This window comes from Celeribacter sp. ULVN23_4 (assembly GCF_054788345.1).
Genome location: NZ_JBTVYO010000016.1, coordinates 1 through 14,742, shown reverse-complemented (window position 1 = coordinate 14,742; position 14,742 = coordinate 1). Strand labels below are relative to the sequence as shown.

12 protein-coding genes are annotated in these 14,742 nt (G+C 56.7%); 5 read left to right on the top strand and 7 right to left on the bottom strand.

What is annotated here, in order from left to right; genetic code table 11:
* The first annotated feature begins 209 nt into the window (after positions 1 to 209).
* Positions 210 to 710: a GNAT family N-acetyltransferase gene (locus ACYBHZ_RS19130; RefSeq protein WP_460275917.1), complete on the top strand. Its 501-nt coding sequence runs from the start codon at positions 210 to 212 to the stop codon at positions 708 to 710.
* A gap of 120 nt (positions 711 to 830) precedes the next feature.
* On the opposite strand, the gene ACYBHZ_RS19125 is transcribed toward ACYBHZ_RS19130, so the two are convergent.
* The 3 genes from ACYBHZ_RS19125 to ACYBHZ_RS19115 all read right to left on the bottom strand — a co-directional run bounded on the left by ACYBHZ_RS19125 (position 831) and on the right by ACYBHZ_RS19115 (position 4,408).
* Positions 831 to 2,114 carry a hypothetical protein gene (locus ACYBHZ_RS19125; RefSeq protein ID WP_460275916.1) on the bottom strand — a complete coding sequence of 428 codons (1,284 nt, stop codon included), beginning with the start codon at positions 2,112 to 2,114 and terminating at the stop codon, positions 831 to 833.
* 131 nt (positions 2,115 to 2,245) lie between these two features.
* Positions 2,246 to 3,700, bottom strand: a complete 1,455-nt coding sequence (gene tnpC, locus ACYBHZ_RS19120; protein ID WP_460275915.1) for an IS66 family transposase — start codon at positions 3,698 to 3,700, stop codon at positions 2,246 to 2,248.
* A 453-nt stretch (positions 3,701 to 4,153) separates the two neighbouring features.
* Positions 4,154 to 4,408, bottom strand: a complete 255-nt coding sequence (locus ACYBHZ_RS19115; RefSeq protein ID WP_460275914.1) for a helix-turn-helix domain-containing protein — start codon at positions 4,406 to 4,408, stop codon at positions 4,154 to 4,156.
* Between the two features lie 445 nt (positions 4,409 to 4,853).
* Here ACYBHZ_RS19115 and ACYBHZ_RS19110 point away from each other — a divergent pair, with 445 nt between their 5' ends.
* The 4 genes from ACYBHZ_RS19110 to ACYBHZ_RS19095 are packed head-to-tail and all read left to right on the top strand — an operon-like array spanning position 4,854 to position 12,390.
* On the top strand, positions 4,854 to 7,307 hold the full coding sequence (locus ACYBHZ_RS19110) for a type I restriction-modification system subunit M (protein WP_460275913.1): 2,454 nt from the start codon (positions 4,854 to 4,856) through the stop codon (positions 7,305 to 7,307).
* Positions 7,304 to 8,554: a restriction endonuclease subunit S gene (locus tag ACYBHZ_RS19105; protein WP_460275912.1), complete on the top strand. Its 1,251-nt coding sequence runs from the start codon at positions 7,304 to 7,306 to the stop codon at positions 8,552 to 8,554. The genes ACYBHZ_RS19110 and ACYBHZ_RS19105 overlap by 4 nt, the downstream gene beginning before the upstream one ends.
* A gap of 40 nt (positions 8,555 to 8,594) precedes the next feature.
* Positions 8,595 to 11,663 carry a type I restriction endonuclease subunit R gene (locus ACYBHZ_RS19100; RefSeq protein WP_460275911.1) on the top strand — a complete coding sequence of 1,023 codons (3,069 nt, stop codon included), beginning with the start codon at positions 8,595 to 8,597 and terminating at the stop codon, positions 11,661 to 11,663.
* The gene (locus ACYBHZ_RS19095) at positions 11,650 to 12,390 is read left to right on the top strand and encodes a M48 family metallopeptidase (RefSeq protein WP_460275910.1); all 741 of its coding nucleotides are present in this window, start codon (positions 11,650 to 11,652) and stop codon (positions 12,388 to 12,390) included. The genes ACYBHZ_RS19100 and ACYBHZ_RS19095 overlap by 14 nt, the downstream gene beginning before the upstream one ends.
* Here ACYBHZ_RS19095 and ACYBHZ_RS19090 read toward each other — a convergent pair.
* Genes ACYBHZ_RS19090 through ACYBHZ_RS19075 form a run of 4 tightly spaced genes read right to left on the bottom strand, consistent with a single transcriptional unit; the run spans position 12,338 to position 14,485 of the window.
* Positions 12,338 to 12,595 (bottom strand): hypothetical protein, encoded by a 258-nt coding sequence (locus tag ACYBHZ_RS19090; RefSeq protein WP_460275909.1) that lies wholly within the window; start codon positions 12,593 to 12,595, stop codon positions 12,338 to 12,340. The genes ACYBHZ_RS19095 and ACYBHZ_RS19090 overlap by 53 nt on opposite strands.
* A gap of 39 nt (positions 12,596 to 12,634) precedes the next feature.
* On the bottom strand, positions 12,635 to 13,723 hold the full coding sequence (locus tag ACYBHZ_RS19085) for an AAA family ATPase (protein WP_460275908.1): 1,089 nt from the start codon (positions 13,721 to 13,723) through the stop codon (positions 12,635 to 12,637).
* Between the two features lies 1 nt (position 13,724).
* On the bottom strand, positions 13,725 to 14,099 hold the full coding sequence (tnpB, locus tag ACYBHZ_RS19080; protein ID WP_460275907.1) for an IS66 family insertion sequence element accessory protein TnpB: 375 nt from the start codon (positions 14,097 to 14,099) through the stop codon (positions 13,725 to 13,727).
* Positions 14,096 to 14,485, bottom strand: coding sequence for a transposase (locus tag ACYBHZ_RS19075; RefSeq protein ID WP_460275906.1), 390 nt, complete (start codon positions 14,483 to 14,485; stop codon positions 14,096 to 14,098). The genes tnpB and ACYBHZ_RS19075 overlap by 4 nt, the downstream gene beginning before the upstream one ends.
* Between the last annotated feature and the right edge of the window lie 257 nt (positions 14,486 to 14,742).

The following is a 14,742-nucleotide window of genomic DNA, read 5'->3' as shown; positions in this document are numbered from 1 at the left end:
GTAAGCGTTACAAAGGGCCCCCTAGTCGGCCTATTCAACGCTTCACTATGGCGCTGTATATTGGCGTACGCCAATACGGGAGCGCGAGAATCGGCTGCAATCGACCCAAGCCTGCCGTCCATACAAGGAAGCGGTGCTGCATTGCAGCTTCCCTAAAACAGTCATCCGGTCTACGTTGCTTTCCAACTTCAAGTTCGATCAGAGCCCGTATGATCCAGTACAGAACTCTTGTTGGTGCGACTGCCACAAAAGAAGAGGTGGATACCGTCATCAAGTTGGTTGGGTCAGGCGGTGCCGTTGCTGAGAACTATGTCCGGGAAGGTGCGGCAAGACCGGGCGCTCAAATCATCTTCGCAGAAGTCGATGGTCAAGCGGTTGGCGTTGCTGCCTTGAAAGTTCCGCTGGTCGGATACCGATCTAGCCTTCAAGGAGCCGCAAAGGCGGGTTACTTACTACCGGAAAGCGAATATCCGTATGAGCTCGGCTATATCTCAGTTTCGCCCAAGCATTCCGGCCAAGGCATAGCGAAAGCATTGGTAGCAGAAGTGCTATGCCTTGCGACCGGCAACGGCGTCTTTGCGACCACAAGCAATCCCGCGATGAAAGAAAACGTGCTACCGTCCTTCAAATTCGTCCCTGTCGGCAAGACTTGGAGGAACAGATCGGGAGACATACTCAGTCTTTTCGTTCGGAAGTCACAAACGGAATGACAACACCCAATCGTGTTTGGATTGGAAACAGGCTTGGGTGTTCCGAGCTACCAGTCTGAAAAGCTGTCATCCACCTAGAGCCTTCCCGTTTTCCGATTACAGGAGGCCGACGTTACAAGGCTATGCAATGCGGCTCCCACTCATCCGGGCATTAAGGTGAATGCCAGCTTCGGCGTAAATTTTCTGGGCAAACTCGAATGCCAGGCCATTTGGATCGAGCGACGAATTTATGTCCCTGCGTATCTCTATGACTTTCTCTGATATCTCGTTATTGCGAGGGCGGTAGCTTTCTCCAGACTTAGCCGATACGCCAGAAAGATCGGCGGCTGTTATTCTTAGCTCGGCAGGACCGGAGAGAAATTCGCCGGAAAGGCTGATCGCATTGCTGATCGCGTGCGGAAGATACTTCATGAGATGATAGTGGCCGGTAAGCCAACGTGCGTTGTCCGGCCCATCATCCTTTACCTGATATATCATCTCCCTTGCGAACATCCAGATTTCCCTGTTCTTGAGTAATTGGGTGCCGGACAAGATGCTTGTTGTCTCATGATAGAGGCAGTATGTAAGCGCGCCCCACTCATTCACGGAACTGGAATAGCCACCTTCATACAACAACGGTGGGCAATTTTTCACTATATCCCGGCACTGTAACTGGGTGAGCCTTTCCTGAGCATGTGAAGGAATCACACGCACGGATATGAGATGCGTCGACTCGCAATAGAGAGGTTCTTCTTTTTGATGTCGCTTACCTATCGGCGCGTGCTGCGGCCAGAATGCGGTTTCGATGTAACTAGTAGGTGTCGGTTCGTGTTTGTCTAATTCAACTGGTGGCGTGGCGCTTAGTTTTTGTAGATACTCGCCCAGTATTGCCTTCAATTCCCTTGCTAGCTTTTTCCGCTGCGTGTCGAGCTGCACTTTAGTTGCATTTGGTGGCAAATAGTATCCCACCGGATGACGTCTGTCCTTTAGATCGAACGGCAACTTCTCAAAGTCGCCGAAATATGTATTCATAACTTTAAGCAATGGTTCGTACCCTCTTTTGCCCAAAGCATAGCCGAGTTCGATTGCCACATTACTATTGATGTGGCGTTTTTGTTCCCGTCCGAACGCTATCAGCGACACGTCCAGAACGATCACATCGGCCGCAGCAATCTTTTTTAAAATCGTTTCCGCGATGGGGGGCGAGCCGAGGATTCCTTTTGTATCTTGGTCCAAGGTGAGCAAGTCGTCCCGGCGATCAGCCTCGGAGAAGCTTATGTCGGAGTTGATTTCTTTAATCGCGGCAACCAATGCGGCGTGTATAAAATCCTTGTTGATTTTTCGGTCGGCATCGGTCTGCCAAGAATAGAATATCTGCAAGAGTGGCCCTCGGATCGCATGTTCTTTCGCCGTAGAATAACCCATGTAGATGCATCTATGCCATAGCTCCTCGTTCTGAGTGGCCACAGGCCTATTAGCTGCATTTTGTATAAGCGGCCGCTATGTTGGTCTTGCCGCAGCTGCCATGCTGCGGCGCCGTCAGGCCGCTTCCCGCCCTACTTCACGGGCGGCAGCTTCACCTTGCAGTGTCCTGGCGCATTCCACGGCAAGTACCGACTGTAATCGATATCCTCGTCAAGATTGTTCGTTCTCATCTCTGCGAGATCGTCAATCATCCAAGAAAAATAGCTGTACGTGTCCACTCGGTTCAGCTTGCAGGTCTCAACCAATGAGGACATCGCTGCCCACGTCTGTCCACCCTCTTCACTACCGATATAGAGACTACCCTTGCGCTGTAGGATGATCGGTTTGAACTGACGTTCAACTGGATTGGTGTCGAGGTCTATCCGTCCGTCTTTCAAGAAAAGCGTTAGAGAATCCCATCGTTCAAGTGTGTAATTAATGGCCTTGCCAAGCCTGTCTTTTTGCAGCGTCCTAGAGGACAATTCCCTCAATCTCGAATATATTCTTTGAATAACTGCCTCAGACCGTTCTTTTCGGTATGCTAGTCTCGCATCCGGCGTTCGGCCTCTAAGTATACTTTCAACTTCAAAGAGCTGAGACATTATTTCTACTATTTCATTTGGCAAGTTCGATTCCATCGTTTGCGCTGCCTTAATGAAGTTGCGCCGGGCATGCACCCAACATTCAACCGACAAGATGTTCTCGACATCAGTACCCGGCTGACCAAGACGACCATAACCCGCATAGCCGTCGTGCTGTACGATCAACGACTTGCCGCCAAGGATCCCGTGTATATGCGCCATCGACCGAGAAGTTCGATGGAAGAATACCGTTGAGCGCGGGGCATTCCCGCCAAAGGAGCTATCATCCCGATGAGCCGCATACATATAAGATTGCCCGGTCTTTCCTTCGCCCGGGCGCAGTATTTTTAACACCGTCTCATCGAAGAAGATGCGGGAAGCATCATCCAGAGTGTGGCGTTGGAGTTCAGATGTTACATGCCTAAGCTCAGCGGCAAGTCGGCCGATCTGCTTGCACATGGTTGAGCGATGATAGGTGATACCACTATGATTGAGCATGTTCTCAATCCGATACAAGGGCATACCCCACCCGTAGCGCATCGTCACCAAATAAGCCAGCATGCTTGTTCCGCTGGTCACTCCAGGCATTAGCGTTGGCTTGTATAAAGAACCAATAGTGACGTCATTATTTCGACAACGATAGCGAGGGTATTTTCGCACAGCGATGTAGTGCTTCGCTGGAATGACCTCACGTTTCTCATCAATATCATAGGTTCGGATTGTGCCGCCGCAACCGCAGGGGCATGTCTCCGGGAATTCCATAGGGACCTCTATTCGATCTAGGTTTTCCCAATTTTTGGCGCCACGACCATTCTTGTTACGTGGCCTCGGTGGCTTAACGACGGCAAACTTTTTGATTTGCCTCGAAGAGGGAAGATCGCTTCCCTCGCTCTGATTATCAGCAGGCATGGCCCCTTGACGCCTTTTTGCATTTTGCCACTTCAGATTTTGGGCTGTACTGGTCATGCAGCAATTCTGCAGTGCGCGCCGCTTGCTCCGCCACTTGGGTGTTCAAGTCTTCTACTTGGCCCCTTGTCCGCCTGAGCTCTGAGCGCAATGTCTTGATTTCCGACGTTGCCTTGGAAAGCCTTGCTTGCAGTTTGACGTATTTGTTGTCGCGCTGACGGTCTGCCTGCGCAATGACGCCCGAGAGCCTTTGAACATACCTGTCTTGGTGGCCTGCGAGTTGGGCGCAGGCCGCTTGTATAGTATCCATCCCATCATCCCAGTGGCTACACAGGGTCTTGGCTCAAACATGCAAGCAAGGCCCGAGTGTTCATGCCCGTCGGGCGACGGGCGTGAGGCTTGACTTCTTCGTTCATGTCGGGGATAGAGGAGGTGTCGCGCCGAGCGATTTTCCGAGGCCCTTGGGATTGCAGTCCCGGGGCCTCAACTCTTCCAGAGCCCTTGAGTTTTAGCTCATGTGCCCTCTCCGCTGTTGTTGGGATAGCGCTCCGGGAAAAGAGCTTCCGGGCAAGTAGATAAAGCGTGCGCCAAGATCGTCTCGATGCGCGCGGACCTGCTTTTCCCAAGTGAAACCGCACTGACGGAAGAAACGCTAACCTCCGCGCGTCTCGCGATCTCAGCAAGGGTCAGGCCGCACAAGGAAAGCTCGTATCTGATCCGAGCATGTTTTTCTCTATCGATGGCCAAATCCAATGGGGCGCCTTTCACCTTCGCGAATCACTTTAAGAGGGAAATGACGCACTGAAGAGTGAAGATCAACAGTCAAGTTGATATAAGAAGCCGACGGCTATTTGTGAAACGTCGCTACCGGTCGGTTAATCAGCATTTTTCGCAAAGGCAATAGCAATTTTTTCGCAAACTGTCATCTCGGCTGGAACCGGTTAATTATATGCGCTTCGCGCTGGAACCGAGTTGTTTTTCGCAAAGCCTTAATTCGTTTTTTCGCAAGTCGTGCGGACGCCTGCTTGGCATCGATTACTTCTGCATCTTTTTTGACTTTGGCGGCCAACAGCCCATCCAAGGTCGGCAATTTAAAGGTCTTTGTCCTGCTTGGTCAGGCAATGCGTATCTGTTCGTCGCGGCTCGGAGACGCTAAACCTGAACTCAGCTCGCGCGATGAGAACGCGGGCGACTTGGCGAAGGGCAGAGCACGATGGCTATCAAGAAGAGCGATATCTACAGATCCCTGTGGGACAGCTGCGACCAGCTGCGGGGTGGCATGGATGCTTCCCTTTACAAGGACTACATTCTCACGCTTCTGTTCGTGAAGTACGTCTCTGACCGCGTGGGCAAGCCTGACGCGCTGATCGAGGTCCCCCAAGGCTGCTCTTTCGAGGACCTCAAGAAGCTCCGCGGCACCAAGGACATTGGTGAAGGTATCGATACGGCCATCGCCGGGATTGCCGAAGCCAACGACCTCAAGAACGTCATCGACCGTGCCTACTTCAACGATTCCGAGAAGTTTGGGCGTGGCGCCAAGATGGTCACGACGCTGACCGCACTCATTAACATATTCAGCCGGGAAGAGCTGAACTTCAGCCGCAACCGGGCCGATGGCGATGACATCCTGGGCGACGCCTATGAATATCTGATGCGCAACTTCGCGACCGAGTCCGGTAAGAGCAAGGGCCAGTTCTACACGCCTGCGGAGGTTTCGCGTGTCGTCGCCGCCGTTGCGGGCGTCAGTCGCGCCACGAGCCCAAAGCAGACCGTTTATGACCCCACCTGTGGCTCCGGATCTCTGCTTTTGAAGGCCGCTGACGCTGCCGACGTCGCGCTCACCATCTACGGGCAGGAATTCGACATCACCACCCGTGGACTGGCCAAGATGAACATGATCATGCATGGGCGCGAGGATGCAGATATCGCCCAAGGCGATGTCATCGCCGAGCCCCAGTTCAAGGCGTCGGAGACCGAGCTTCTCACCTTCGACTTCGTCGTCGCCAATCCGCCGTTCTCGGCCAAGGCCTGGGGTTCCGGCCTGACCAGCGCAACCCGCTATGGCCGCTTTGACCTCGGCATGCCGCCCGAGAAGAACGGCGACTTCGCCTTTCTGCTGCACATCCTTGGCTCGATGAAGGCCACCGGCTCCGGCGCGGTCATCCTGCCCCACGGCGTGCTTTTCCGCGGCAATAAGGAAGCCGAGCTACGCGAGAAGATCCTTAAGCGCGGCTACATCAAGGCGATCATCGGCCTGCCCGCGAACCTCTTCTACGGCACCGGCATCCCGGCCTCGATCATCGTGCTCGACAAATCCCAAGCCTGCGCCGAACGCCCTGTCTTCATGATCGACGCCTCGCGCGGGTTCATCAAGGACGGCAACAAGAACCGCCTGCGCGAGCGGGACATCCACAAGATCACCGACGCCTACACACGCCAGGCGGAAATCGCGGGCTATTCCCGCCTTGTTCCCTATGCCGAGATCACGCGCAACGACTTCAACCTGAACATCCCGCGCTATATCGACGGCTCCGACCCTGAGGACCTGCAAGACATCGAGGCTCACCTCAAGGGTGGCGTGCCCAACCGCGACATCGACGGGCTGGCTGAGTTCTGGGAGGTCATGCCCGGCATCCGCGCCACGCTCTTCGGGCCGAACCCGCGCCCCGGCTATTCCGATCCGCAGGTCGAACCGGAGGAGGTACGCAGCACCATCCGCAACCACCTCGAATTCGCCTCCTTCCGCGAGCGGGTCCATGCCATCCTTGACGGCTGGGCCGGGCAGAACGCGCCGCTAATGGATGGTATCAAGGTCGGTGACAAACCCAAGGCGCTGATCTTGCACCTGGCCGATGACATGCTGACCCGCTTTGCCGACGCCCCTCTGATCGACCGCTACGAGGCGTATCAGCGGCTCATGTCCTACTGGGCCGAGACCATGCAGGACGATGTCTTCATCATCGCTCATGACAGCTGGGAGGCGGCGAAGGAACTGCGCACTGCACGGCATGAGTACGTAAAGTCAAAAGACGGCAAGAAAGATAACATCAAATGGCTGGAAGAAGCCGACCTCACCGTGAACAAGGTGCGCCTTGTGGCCGATGTCATTCCGCCCCGGCTGATCGTCGCGCGCTTCTTCCCTGAATTGCAGCAGGCCGTCGATGACGCGCAGGCCAAGGCCGAAGAGCTGGGCCGCGAGATCGAGGAACTGGTCGAGGAACACGGGGCCGAGGGCGGCCTGCTGGCCGATGCGCTGACCGAGGCGGGCAAGCTGACCGCGGCCTCCATCAAGGAACGCCAGAAATCCTGCGAGGGCGAGCCGGAGGAGGCCAAGCTGTTGAAGCAGGTGGCCAAGCTGATGACGGCCGAGACGGCAGCCAAGAAGGCGGTCAAGGCAGCCGAGGAGGCGCTGACCGAGGCCACGCTGAAGAAATACCCCGAACTGACCGAGGAAGAGATCCGCTCCCTGGTGGTGGATGACAAATGGCTGACCGATATCGCCGATCTGATCGAGGCCGAGATCGAGGCCCGGACCGAGCAGATGACAGCCCGGGTGCGGGTGCTGACAGAGCGGTATGGGCATACGATGCCGGAGATGGCAGAAAATGTAGAAGCGCTCTCTTCGAAGGTTGCTAAACATCTCCACGCAATGGGGTTCACGGCATGAATGGATCAGATACTTCCCACATGCTGCCTGAAGGCTGGCAATACCGACTTATTGGAGATGTCTGCACGATTTTCGGCAGGATTGGCTTCCGCGGCTATACTGTGAATGACATCGTCGCCGAAGGTCAGGGTGCTATCTCGCTGAGCCCTTCAAATATCCAAGGTGGTCGACTGAGCTTGGCTCGGAACACGTTCATCTCTTGGGAAAAATGGGAAGAGTCACCAGAGATTAAGATCGAAAATGGTGACATCATCTTGGTGAAAACTGGATCGACCGTAGGCAAGGCTGCAATTGTGCGCGGCCTTTATGCTCCTGCGACCTTGAACCCGCAGATGGTCACTTTCAAGCGGAGACGTATAGACGAGACATTTCTGGGGTACGTAGTCACATCAGAAGACTTCCAGTCTCAGCTGGCGGCAACAGCGGTGGGTGGAGCACTTCCTACCCTTTCCCAGAAAGAGATAGCAGGTTATCGGTTCGCATGCCCTGAGGAGCCCAAAGAACAGGAAGCCATCGCCGAGGCGCTTTCGGATGCGGATGCGCTGATCGAGGGGCTGGAGCGGTTGATCGCCAAGAAGCGGCTCATCAAGCAGGGCGCGATGCAAGACCTCCTGACCGCCAAGCGCCGCCTTCCAGGGTTCTCGGGGGAGTGGACCGAAAAGCCCCTCAACAGCGTGTCAGCCTTTATCACAAAAGGCGCGACCCCCACGACGTATGGCTTCGGCTGGGAGGCGCATGGAATCCTGTTTCTAAGGAGTGAATGTGTCTCGCCGAGAGGATTGGACCTATCTCAATCCATGTTCATTTCCGAGGAAGCGCATCGGGCAACCAAACGCAGCGAAGTTACAGGCGGCGATATTCTCATCACGATTACAGGCAATGTCGGCCGAGTGGTTCGATTGCCCGACGGCTTCGGCCGAGCAAACATCAACCAGCACATTGCTCGCATCAGGATCTCGGCAGATGAAATCGACCCAGAGTTTGTATTCCATCAACTCTCGCGACCAGAATACATCAAGCATTTCAACTCCATCGTGACTGGGCAAGCATATCCTCAGATCAGCTTGCAGCAGGTCCGTGATGCAACTGTCGATTTGCCAGAAATCGCAGAGCAAACCGCCATAGCCTCGATCCTGACCGACATGGACGCCGAAATCCAAGCCCTCAACACCCGCCTCGAAAAAGCGCGGCAGGTGAAGGAGGGCATGATGCAGAACCTTTTGACCGGACGGATCAGGCTGGTCTGACGCCATTTTTCAACGAGTGATTTCCAGAACGGAGTGCCCCATGAGCAAGATCGGCGAGGCGGAACGCAAGGCCCAGAACCGGGTCATCGACCTGCTCTGCGGGGACAAATCCGGCACCAGCGGCGGCCTCGGCTGGCGCTACCTTGGTGACTGGCAAAAGCGTGAGGGCAACGCCAATATCGAGCCTTCCCTGCTGCGCCCGTGGCTGGAGGCGCGCGGCTACACGCCCGATGTCATCACCCAGGCCATTACCCGCCTTGAACGCGAGGCGCGGATGGAAGGCTCCAAGCTCTACGAGGCCAACCAGAGCTTCTACGACATGCTCCGCTACGGCGTGGCCATCGCCCCCGGCCCGGGCGAGGCCCCCGTCACCGTGCGCTTCATCGATTGGGGCGATGCAGGCGCCAATGACCTCGGCGTGGCCGAAGAGGTCTCGATCAAGGGCAGGGACGCCAAGGCCTGGAACAAGCGGCCCGACCTGGTGCTCTATGTCAACGGTATCGCGCTTGGCGTGGTGGAGCTGAAGAAATCGACCGTGGGCGTGGGCGAAGGCATCCGCCAGACGCTGGACAATCAGCTTCCCCAGTTCATCCAGCATTTCTTTACCACAGTGCAGATCACCTTCGCGGGCAACGACAGCGAGGGGCTACGCTACGCCCCGATCAAGACGCCGCAGCCCTATTGGCTGGCCTGGAAGGAAGAGAGCGAGATCTTGGCCCGGCTTGACCGCGATGTGACCCAGATGATGGCGCCGACGCGGTTCCTCGAACTGATCCACGACTTCACCCTGTTCGACGCGGGTATCAAGAAAATCGCCCGCCCAAACCAGTATTTCGCAGTGAAGGCCGCGCAAGAGCGCGTGGCTGCGCGCGAAGGCGGCATCATCTGGCAGACCCAAGGCTCGGGAAAGAGCCTGATCATGGTGATGCTGGCCCGCTGGATCCGGGAAGCGTTCCCGGACGGCCGTATCCTGGTGGTCACCGACCGCAAGGAGCTGGACAGTCAGATCGAGGACGTTTTCGGCAATACCGGCGACAAGGTACGGCGCGCGCGATCGGGCAACGATCTGATGGCCGCACTCGCCGATCCAACGGATCGCATCATCTGCTCCCTCGTCCACAAGTTCGGCAAGAAGGAAGAGGGGGAGCTAGAAAGCCTGATCTCTGATATCCAGAACGCCAACATCGGTGCGCCCAAGGGAGAGTTCTTCGTCTTCATCGACGAGGCACACCGCACCCAGTCCGGCAAGCTGGCCAAGGCGATGCGCAAGGTGCTGCCCAAAGCCATGTTCATCGGCTTTACCGGCACGCCCCTGCTGCGGTCGGACAAGGGGACTTCGCTCGAAACCTTCGGCCCCTACATCGGCAAGCCTTACCGATTTGATGAGGCGGTCGAGGACGGCGTGGTGCTGGACCTGCGCTATGAAGCCCGCGACATCGACCAGAGGATCAGCGCGCCGGAGAAGATCGACGCTTGGTTCGAGGCCAAGACGAAGGGGCTGACCCCGATCGCGAAGGCGACGCTCAAGCAGCGATGGGGTACGCTTCAACGTGTGCTGTCGAGCCGTGACCGGCTGGAGCAGATCGCCAACGATATCATCCTGGACATGGAGATGAAGCCGCGCCTGAATGCGGGCATGGGGAACGCCATGCTCGTGGCGGGCTCCATCCCCGAGGCGTGTGAGCTCTTCGAGATATTCCGGAAGTCCGGGTCAATCCTGGCGGACAAGTGCGCGATCGTGACCTCCTACAAACGCGCCGCCCCGGAAATCACCGGTGAAGAAACCGGCATGGGCGAGACCGAGAAGCAGCACGTCCACCGTGTTTATACCGATCTCCTCGGCGATACGTCGGAGGAAGAGTACGAGGAGGAGGCGCTACGGCTGTTCAAAAAAGAGCCCGGGCGGATGAAGCTGCTGATCGTGGTGAGCCGGCTGTTGACCGGCTTTGACGCGCCGACGGCGACCTATATCTATATCGACAAGCAGATGCGGGATCATGGGCTGTTTCAGGCGATCTGTCGGGTGAACCGTCTGGACGGCGACGATAAGGATTTCGGCTATATCGTCGACTACAAGGATCTGTTCCGGAACATCGAGAGCGCGGTGGATGACTATACGTCCGAGGCGTTCGATGCCTTCGATAAGGAGGATGTCGAGGGCCTGATCACGGATCGGGCTGAGCAGGCTGACGAAGATCTGCGGACAGCACGCGATGCCTGGCTGGGGCTTCTCGATGCGGTCGAGCAGCCCAAGGGCGATGATGAGCTCTTTGCGTATTTCTCCAGCCCCGAAGGCATCGAAAGCGATCCGGACGTGGAAGAGAAAGCTCGCCGCCGCCAAGCGCTTTACAAGTTGGCGGGGCGCTATGCGCGTGCCTACACGAACGTCGCCGCCGAGCCGGACGGATCGGACTTCAACGAGCTGGAGCTGTCGGAAATGCGCAAGGAGGTCGAACATGCCATCGGCGTCCGCGATGCCGTGCGGCTCCACAGCGGCGATGCCGTTGACATGAAGCTCTACGAGTCGGCCATGCGCCACTTGATCGACAATTACATCAGGGCCGACGACTCTCAGGTCATCTCTCACCTAGATGATATCAGCATGATTGACCTGGTCGAGAGCAAAGGGGCTCAAGCCGAGGATGATCTTCCGGCGCGGTCTAAGGGTAAGCGTGAAAATGTTGCCGAGGCGATCGAGAACAACGTCAGGAAGCTGATTATCGACGAAACCCCAGTGAACCCTAAGTTCTACGAGAAGATGTCGGAGCTGTTGACTGACCTGGTGACGCTGCGCCGGAACGGCGCGATCGAGTACGCCGAGTATTTGGAGAAGATCGCGGAACTGGTAAGGGCTGCGAAATCCGGCCATGGTAATTCTTATCCTGAGAGCATGAAGTCGCCCGGGCAGAAGGCGTTGTTTGACAACTTGGGACAAGATGAGGCGCTCGCGCGCCGGGTCGACGAGGCTGTACGGGCGACTGCCCCCCATGGATGGCGTGGTCACGCGATGAAAGAAAAGAAAGTCAGACGCTGCCTGGAGGCTGAGATTTCGGATCCCGACATTGTGGATACCCTAATGCAGATACTGAAAAACCATGGCGAATATTGAGCACCACATTATCGGAGGGACGCCGGTTGAGGTCCGCTGGAAGGCGATCAAAAACCTCCATGTCGGTGTCTATCCGCCTGAAGGCCAGGTCAGAGTTGCCGCCCCGCTGAGCGTCAGTCTCGATGCGGTCAAGCTGGCTGTACTCACGAGGATGGATTGGGTTCGTCGCAAACAGGCCCGTTTCTTAGCTCAGGAGCGCCAGAAGCAACGGCAGTACGTCTCCGGCGAGACACACTTCGTTTTCGGCCGGCCTCTTCGACTGGATGTGATTTACTGGGATAAGAAGGTCCACCGGATCGAACTCATTGGCAGTGACCGGCTCCGCTATTCGGTGCCGGCAGACACAACGCCTGCAGTACGCAGGCGATGGCTGGAGAATTGGTACAAGGCGCGCCTAAGAGAGCACGTGGCCCCACGGCTCGAGCATTGGTCATCGCACTTAGGCGTTGCCACCGAAGCCTGGGGCATCCGGCCAATGAAGACGAAATGGGGCAGCTGCAATCCGGACAAGAAAATCGTCTGGCTTAATCTCGAGCTCGCCAAGAAACCCGTTCGGGCGATTGAGTACGTACTGCTGCATGAGCTCGCCCACCTGATATCGCCGCGCCATGATGAGCGTTTCATCAAGGTCCTTGACGACAACATGCCGAAGTGGCGCAGCATACGCGATGAGCTCAATCAGTATCCGCTTGCCGCTTGGGAAGATCTACAGACTTTGGCTCGGTGACATCCTCGCTCGTCCTGTCGGTTGCGCGCGATTTTTCCAGGGCCTGCCGCCGCAGCTCCATTCCCCGTTCCACAAATCGCCGAACACATTCCGGATCTGGTTCAACATCTCGTATCGAAGAGCGGTAGGCGATGGTGACATGGATGGCGCCAACGATGCATGCGCCGATACCAAACACGCCGAAGATGATCTCGAATTCAGTCACGAAGCCGCCTCCCTTGTGTGATGAGCTCGTGAAATCGGCTCAATGCAGCGGGGGGTGACATTCGAGATCGGCAGCCCTCTGCAGCACCCGTGCCGCAGTTCTCAGACTCGGATGGCTTGCTTCGCCCGCACGTTTGAAAGCTTCGACCGCGGCGTCCAAGGCCACATCGCTGGTGCCCTGCCTGCGCCCTTCGCGCCAGATGAACATCACCAGTTCGTCAGTCGTTAACGCTCGTAGGGTTATCGGTGGGCATCTGCTCAAGAGCGGCTCGGGCAACGCGCGGTAGTTGTTGGATGTCAGGACCCAGATCACCCAGCTCATGTCGAACTTAACCTGATAGAATGGGCAACTCCAACTTCTTGCAGTCAAGGGCTCCAGCAGGGGTAGCAGCGCCTCCGACAGTCCGAACGCTCTGCCCGACCTGGACCTTGCAGTCCCCGACTTTTCGACCTCATCAACGACCATGACCGGATTGGCGACATGTTCCATAAGGATCGTGGAAATGAGACGCCCTGGGCCGGCGCTTCCCCATCCACGCTGAGACCCGACGACACCGAATGAGGCATTCTCATTGGTAGCCTCGATGACGGTTGTGGGGACGGTCAAGAAGCGACCAAGACGCCGCGCCCAAAAGCTCTTGCCGATCCTGGGAGGGCCATCGAGTAGGATGGGCGGCAGGCGAAGACCTATGGAGCCTTCTCTTACCGACCTGCGCATGGCCCTCCAGACCTGTTCGGTCGCGGGCCCCATCCAGGGCATTTCATCGTGAAGGGCCGCCGCGATTTCGTCCGCTTGGTGTTCGGTTTTCACCGTCGCAAGCCGAACGCCGCCTGCCAAGGCGGTCAATCGCTCCCGTTCATCTCTCTGCAAATGGCCCATCCCTGACGCTTCCTGGCGGCGTGTGATAAGCTTCTTGACGCGCTTCTGGACCCTGCTCCTGTCGAGATGGGTGATCCTCGTCTTATGCAATTCCTGATTATCAACTCCAAGCAGTTCGACTTCATGCGCCGACTGGCCGACCAGGCCACACCGCAATAGCCATAGATGCTTAATGAAGCGCTTTTCAAGGTAGTCGGCGGTCTGCTCGACGGGAAAGATCTTGCACTGAATAAAAGGGATCGTCGCCATCTCACTCGACCTCCGCACTTGATTTGTTGAAAATGGAGGGGTGGTGATAGGCGGCCGAGACGACGCGGCGCCAATCTATCCCTTCAAAGAGAGCTTCAAACTGTGCCTTCGTCAGGGTCATCGTTCCCTCAGAAAGTTTGGGCCAGACGAAGCCCGCGCCTTCGATACGCTTGTAGATCAGCACCAGGCCAGTGCCGTCCCACATCAGAACCTTGATCTTGTCGCGCCCCTTCGAGCGGAAGACGAAGAACGCACCGGAGAATGGGTCGAGTTCGAAATTGGCCATGACGTAATTGGCCAAACCATCCATGCCCTTTCTGAAGTCGACAGGGTGAGTGGCCAGATAGATACGATAGCTACTGGAGGGCGCGATCACTGACACTGCCCCGCAACACGGATCAGCTTCAGAAGATCAGCTTCGTCGATGGACAAAGGAAACTGGAGGCAAATTCCGCCCACGTACAAATGGCCAGAGCCGTGGGTGGCGGCAGAGCGCGTAGCCGGAACTGCCGGCGCGGTAACCGACACCTGCGCGAAGGCTGGGCCCTCGACCGTGATCTGCTCTCCGCGCTCGCGCCGGTCAGCAACCCACCATTTCCTCACGAGGCATTCATGAGCTCCCAATTCGGCCGCCACATCGCCGGGCGACAAGCCGTCTTCTCGAAGCCGCCTCGTTGCCTCTCGCTTGAGCGCATTCGGCCAAATTCTTTTGCCGGAAGGAGATGTTCCGACCTTAAACCCCCAAACTTCACGTTCCGCCATTGTCGCCTCCGATCACTGCTCGGAAGCAGACTAGCTGACGAGATGTGGGCAAGTTTAGAGGGTAATCAGGGGGTCAGATGCAACGCTTACGCTATACCCGTGCTACTTTTGACGGCATGCGCGATTTGGACGCGCCCTCAAGGCTATCCCAAAGTGAACCGACGTCCTACATGAGTGCACGTCCGTTCAATTGGCAGTGTTTTCAGCACTGTCAGATAAACTCCCAAACTACTTCTCTGAAATTGTAGTGCAGGCTA

What these genes read in the sequence shown, in the direction of transcription:
- ACYBHZ_RS19110 (WP_460275913.1), top strand. Translation starts at nt 4,854, where the DNA reads ATGGCTATCAAGAAGAGCGATATCTACAGATCCCTGTGGGACAGCTGC.
- ACYBHZ_RS19085 (WP_460275908.1), bottom strand. Translation starts at nt 13,723, where the DNA reads ATGGCGACGATCCCTTTTATTCAGTGCAAGATCTTTCCCGTCGAGCAG.
- ACYBHZ_RS19125 (WP_460275916.1), bottom strand. Translation starts at nt 2,114, where the DNA reads ATGGGTTATTCTACGGCGAAAGAACATGCGATCCGAGGGCCACTCTTG.
- tnpC (WP_460275915.1), bottom strand. Translation starts at nt 3,700, where the DNA reads ATGACCAGTACAGCCCAAAATCTGAAGTGGCAAAATGCAAAAAGGCGT.
- ACYBHZ_RS19095 (WP_460275910.1), top strand. Translation starts at nt 11,650, where the DNA reads ATGGCGAATATTGAGCACCACATTATCGGAGGGACGCCGGTTGAGGTC.
- ACYBHZ_RS19105 (WP_460275912.1), top strand. Translation starts at nt 7,304, where the DNA reads ATGAATGGATCAGATACTTCCCACATGCTGCCTGAAGGCTGGCAATAC.
- ACYBHZ_RS19100 (WP_460275911.1), top strand. Translation starts at nt 8,595, where the DNA reads ATGAGCAAGATCGGCGAGGCGGAACGCAAGGCCCAGAACCGGGTCATC.
- ACYBHZ_RS19130 (WP_460275917.1), top strand. Translation starts at nt 210, where the DNA reads ATGATCCAGTACAGAACTCTTGTTGGTGCGACTGCCACAAAAGAAGAG.
- ACYBHZ_RS19075 (WP_460275906.1), bottom strand. Translation starts at nt 14,485, where the DNA reads ATGGCGGAACGTGAAGTTTGGGGGTTTAAGGTCGGAACATCTCCTTCC.